2 protein-coding genes are annotated in these 2096 nt (G+C 61.7%); both read left to right on the forward strand.

Annotated features, from left to right (window positions below):
- On the forward strand, positions 1–786 hold a 786-nt coding region (locus QZ307_RS10970), incomplete at its 5' end, for a hemolysin family protein (RefSeq protein ID WP_295999763.1).
- A gap of 273 nt (positions 787–1059) precedes the next feature.
- The gene (locus tag QZ307_RS10975; protein ID WP_295999764.1) at positions 1060–1839 is read left to right on the forward strand and encodes a CMP-2-keto-3-deoxyoctulosonic acid synthetase; all 780 of its coding nucleotides are present in this window, start codon (positions 1060–1062) and stop codon (positions 1837–1839) included.
- Positions 1840–2096: the final 257 nt, after the last annotated feature.

Genomic DNA, 2096 nt, shown 5'->3' on the forward strand with positions numbered 1-2096 from the left:
GAGAACGTCTCGGAAGACGAGATCAAGGACATGGTGGCCGAAAACGCCGAGCTTCTCGACGACGAGAAGCGCATGATCAACGACATCCTCGACCTGTCGGACATGACGGTGCGCGAAATTATGAAGCCCCGGGTGGACATGATCATGGTGGAGGACACCGAATCGGCCCGCACGGCTCTGGACCGCATGCGCGGCACCGGTTACTCGCGCCTGCCCGTCTACCACGAGGAAATCGATGACGTCATTGGCATTGTCTATTACAAGGACCTCATCTCCCCGCTGATGGACGGCCGCCTGGAAGAACCGGTCATCGACTACATGTTCGAGCCTTACTACGTGCCCGAGACCAAAAACGTGCTGCCGCTGCTTTCCGAGCTGCAGGCCGAGCACCAGCAGATGGCCATCGTGGTGGACGAGTACGGTGGCACCGACGGCCTTATCACCATGGAAGACATCGTGGAGGAAATCGTCGGCGAGATCATCGATGAGTCCGACAATGACCGCGACCTGGTGATCCTTCTGAACCCCGACCAGTGGCGCGCCGACGGGCGCCTGCCGGTGGAAGACGCCATGGAGCTCGGTTGGCCGCTGGAGGAATCCGACGACTACGAGACGCTGGCCGGCTGGATCATCCACACGCTGGACTCCGTTCCCAAGGTGGGCGACGAGCTGGTGGTCGCCGGCTTCGCCTTCAAAGTCGAGAAGATGCGCCGCTCGCGGATATCCATCGTCCGCGTGACGCGCCTTCCCGAGGCAAGTTGTGAAGAGACGGTAACGGCTTCATAACGCGCCTTTCGGGGTCTTCCAATGCGACCTGCGGGAACCCAGCCGACGGGCTTTGTCAAGCGAACAAAACGTGGACATCGGCGCACGCCGTTTTCGCCTTTCGGCCAACTTAGGGTAGAATAGCCGCGTTGAAAAACAGCATAGATTTCCATGCCTGCAGCAAACTCCACTCATTAATCCAACACGCTGCTGCCGCTTATGCGGTTGGTTTCGTGCTGTCGAGAAAGGAAATGAGTGGTTACAAGGCGCAAAAAAAGTCATCGCGGCATCGTTGTGGCAACGATGCTCGCCCTGTGCGTGCTGCCTATGCTAGCCGTCAGCTTCCTGGGCTTCGATTGGGCATCGGCCGGTTCCCACGATACGAACGCCACCACCTTCGGCCTCGATCAGCAGAGCGCCGAGGCCCGCGAGGCCAACGGCGTGGATCCCGATACCGTGCAGGATAAATCCGACGCCGACATTCTCGCCGTGGAAGACGTGGCCGAGGAAGCCTCGCTGCGCACCGCCTCGTCGCGCGATGTGAGCGCCGGCGTGCAGGAAATTGCCGAAGAGCAGGAAGCGGCGCGCATTGCCGCCGAAGAGGCCGCCCGCGCGGCCGAGCAGGAAGCCATCGAGCGTGCCGACGCCACGCGCTCCCGCTACTACGCCACCTACGGCTCGCTGCCGGCGGGCGATGTCGATTTCTCTGTGGGCCGCGACGCATTCATCGCCGAGTGGACCGAGCGTATCAACAACTACCTGGCGGGCAGCCCCCTGGCCGGCCACGGCGAGACCTTCGCCACCGCCGCCTGGGAGGCAGGCATCGACCCGCGTTGGTCGCCGGCTATCTCGAACACCGAGTCCACGAAGGGCCGCGTGTGCTTCAAGTCGCACAACGCCTGGGGTTGGGACCAGACGAACTGGCCCGACTGGGATACCGCCATCCGCGCCCACGTGCGGGGCCTCGCGCGCGGCTACGGCTTCACCATCAGCTACTCCTACGCCCAGCGCTACTGCCCCCCGAACTACGACAACTGGTACCGAGATACTTTAAACCAGATGACGCTCATCTAAATTAGTGAGAAAATGCCGCAAGGCATTTTCTTTTATAGGGAGGAAACGCGACTATGAGCAATGTCATTGTGGTGGGATGCGGGCGCGTGGGCTCGCAGCTGGCCAACATGCTCTCCGATAACGGCAACAACGTCTGCTGCATCGACAAGAACGCCGATGCCTTCGCCAACCTTGGCCGCAACTTCAACGGCAGCACGGTCCAGGGCGTGGGCTTCGACGAGGACGTGCTCATCCGCGCCGGCGTGGAGGAATGCGAC

This window comes from uncultured Adlercreutzia sp. (assembly GCA_910585575.1).
In the GTDB taxonomy this organism is placed as follows: Bacteria; Actinomycetota; Coriobacteriia; order Coriobacteriales; family Eggerthellaceae; genus Adlercreutzia.